The sequence below is a fragment of the Leucobacter sp. 7(1) genome (assembly GCF_900163635.1).
In the GTDB taxonomy this organism is placed as follows: domain Bacteria; phylum Actinomycetota; class Actinomycetes; order Actinomycetales; family Microbacteriaceae; genus Leucobacter.
This window is the reverse complement of sequence record NZ_FUID01000006.1, coordinates 1-2,221: the sequence shown is the minus strand read 5'-3', so window position 1 is coordinate 2,221 and position 2,221 is coordinate 1. Positions and strand designations below refer to the sequence as shown.

The window sequence follows — 2,221 nt, the reverse complement described above, 5'->3', positions numbered from 1 at the left end:
ACCGCAGCGGACGTGAGCAAGCGGTCGGCCGCCGGATGGACTCCGGGGCACCACTGACTGGAACGAAAGAGCACGACGAACCTGATTTCGAAGCTCGTACCCCGATCGGGTTCCCCGTCATCGCAGAATTCGCGCACATCCGACGGGCTCGCTCAGCAGATTCTCACGAGCGGATGTTCCGTCGCGCCTACAACTACGACCAGCTCCCCACAGGAGATGAGATCTCCAACTCCGGGCTCATCTTCACCGCCTACCAGTACAACGTTGCAACGCAGTTCACACCCGTGCAGCGACGCCTCGACGAACTCGACCTCCTCAACGAATGGATCGTGCACATCGGCTCTGCCGTGTTCGCCATACCACCCGGATGCAAAGAAGGTCAGTTCATCGGTCACACCCTCTTTGAAGCGTGACAGTGTGGCCCATTCTCTCTACCCTCACGACGCTGTTCGCGGGCATGGTCCTGATCTTGTGGATCGGTCTGAGCGGTCCTGCGAGGCGAGAAGACGAGGAACCTCCCACGGTCCGTGAGGAACTTGAGGATCTCTTCTACAGCGCGAAACGACTGTGGAAGCGCTTCGTAAGAAGCATCGTCAAAATCGCGAAGCGAGACGCAAGGTCTCAGGAAGAGAACGAATGAGAATATCTGTCATCGGCCTCGGGCGCCTCGGCCTTGTCCACGCCGCCGCCCTCGCTTCGCTGGGACACACGGTCGTCGGAGTCGAAGCGAACACGCAACGTGTCCGCAAGATTCTTGATGGCACACACGAGATGCACGAGCCTGGTCTCGTGGAGCTTGTGCGTACAGCACTCACAGATGGCACACTCGATGTCACCAGCGAACCGAGCGCCGCGCGGGGCGCAAGCGCCCACTTCCTCACCGTAGGCACACCCGAACTCGCCCCCAACGAGGGTTTCGACCCCAACTACCTTGAAAACGCGTTGCGGTCCCTTGCGCCCTCATTGCAGCCGGGTGATCTCGTTATAGGTAAGAGCACAGTGCCTCCTGGCACAGCAGCGGCGCTCGCCGCCCAGCTTCACGGAGAGAGTCCCGGTGCTGAACTCGCTTGGAACCCGGAGTTCCTCGCAGAAGGTACTGCAGTGAGAGACACCCTCGCGCCTCAACGGCTCATTTACGGCGTGAGCAGCCCGGAAGCCGCTCGCATGCTCGATGAGGTCTATGCGCCGATCCTCGACAGAGGGACTCAACGGGTCATCACGGATCTCGCGACCGCCGAACTCGTGAAGCTCGCCACCAACGCGTTCCTCGCCACCAAAATCTCCTTCATCAACACCATTGCGCAACTCGCCGCGACCAGTGGTGCCGATGCTCTCCAGACGGCGCAGCTTCTCGGTGCGGACCCCAGGATCGGCGGCTCTCACTTGAACCCCGGCCTGGGATACGGTGGCGGCTGTCTCCCGAAAGACACCCGCGGGCTCGCGCACTACGCTCAGCATGCAGGCGCTATTGAGGCGGCCCAGTTCTTCACTCAAGTCGACACAATCAACGCCGCACAGAGGCAGCACATCGCCGAGTGGGTTATCGCACGGCTCTCTGGACGCCAGGAGTCGCAGGTCGCGATCCTCGGAGCGAGCTTCAAAGCTGAGACGGACGATATACGCGAGTCACCCTCGATCGATCTCGCACAGGCACTCATGAGCGCCGGGCTGCGTGTGCGGATCGCGGATCCTGTAGTGAGCGCGTCACGCGGAGTGGACAGTCGGCTTGAGTTCGTACGAACAGCCGAGGAGGCAATGCGGGATGCCGACGTGACGCTAGTGGCGACGGCTTGGCCGGAATATCGGCGCCTGAACCCAGCAGCACTCCTCCCCATGGTCCGACGCCCGCTTATCGTCGATACCCGGCATTGCCTCGACTCAGAAGACTGGCGCAATGCCAGTTGGGACTACCGGAGCATGTTCAATCTTTCGCTGCACTAGAACTCGTTCAGCAGGAGAGCTTCAGCGTCGTCGAGCGTCGCGTTCATGCAGGCTCCTGGCGAACTGCGAAGCACGGGCTGGCAGCGGCTCCACCGAGCCCGTGTCGACCCGTCGACGTTGTTGTTTGTCGTCACTCGGTGACGGCCTTTTTGCATCCAGCCCCGCAAACGCCGACCGAACGAGCATAGCGGGTTGCGAGAACTACGGAAGAACTGTCGCTGCAATAGCCTTCGGAAGCCGCCGACGGGATGCAGATGGCCACCGCTTACTCGTCAAACGT

The 2,221-nt window shown here is 61.3% G+C and carries 3 protein-coding genes and 1 pseudogene; 3 read left to right on the top strand and 1 reads right to left on the bottom strand.

The genetic code is table 11. The features are described 5' to 3' along the window. The 3 genes and pseudogenes from FM113_RS01960 to FM113_RS01950 all read left to right on the top strand — a co-directional run. Nucleotides 1–413, top strand: a pseudogene (locus tag FM113_RS01960) (Dyp-type peroxidase domain-containing protein); the annotation flags it as partial. Continuing rightward, complete coding sequence (locus FM113_RS01955; RefSeq protein WP_087010952.1) at nt 410–640, top strand: hypothetical protein; 231 nt, start codon at nt 410–412, stop codon at nt 638–640. The pseudogene FM113_RS01960 and the gene FM113_RS01955, both read left to right, overlap by 4 nt. Next, on the top strand, nt 637–1,941 hold the full coding sequence (locus tag FM113_RS01950; RefSeq protein WP_087010950.1) for a UDP-glucose/GDP-mannose dehydrogenase family protein: 1,305 nt from the start codon (nt 637–639) through the stop codon (nt 1,939–1,941). Before FM113_RS01955 ends, FM113_RS01950 begins: the two co-directional genes overlap by 4 nt. On the opposite strand, the gene FM113_RS18055 is transcribed toward FM113_RS01950, so the two are convergent. Beyond that, the gene (locus FM113_RS18055) at nt 1,938–2,075 is read right to left on the bottom strand and encodes a hypothetical protein (protein ID WP_176387044.1); all 138 of its coding nucleotides are present in this window, start codon (nt 2,073–2,075) and stop codon (nt 1,938–1,940) included. The genes FM113_RS01950 and FM113_RS18055 overlap by 4 nt on opposite strands. Nucleotides 2,076–2,221 lie beyond the last annotated feature (146 nt).

Coding starts and splice junctions, on each gene's coding strand:
- FM113_RS01950 (WP_087010950.1), top strand. CDS start 637: ATGAGAATATCTGTCATCGGCCTCGGGCGCCTCGGCCTTGTCCACGCC.